At 69.7% G+C, this 274-nt stretch carries 1 protein-coding gene; it reads left to right on the plus strand.

Going from position 1 to position 274, the window contains the following annotated elements; all coding sequences use genetic code 11:
• A partial coding sequence (locus tag IF11_RS37525) for a phosphopantetheine-binding protein (RefSeq protein ID WP_037729553.1) occupies window positions 1–274 on the plus strand: 274 nt, incomplete at both ends.

Consider the following 274-nt stretch of genomic DNA (forward strand, 5'->3'; position numbering starts at 1 on the left):
TCGGCTCTGCCCGAGTACATGGTCCCGGCGGCCTTCGTCGTACTGGACTCGCTGCCCCTGAACGCCAACGGCAAGCTGGACCGTCGTTCCCTGCCCGCGCCCGAGTTCGTGGCCGCGGAGTCCGCGTACACCGCGCCGCGTACCGAGGCCGAGCGGATTCTCTGCGGAGTGTGGGCGGAGGTGCTGGGTCTGTCCCGGGTGGGGATCGAGGACAACTTCTTCGACCTCGGCGGCGACTCCATCATCAGCCTCCAGGTCGTCTCCCGCGCCCGCC

The organism is Streptomyces scopuliridis RB72, from assembly GCF_000718095.1.
GTDB classification, from domain to species: Bacteria; Actinomycetota; Actinomycetes; order Streptomycetales; family Streptomycetaceae; genus Streptomyces; species Streptomyces scopuliridis.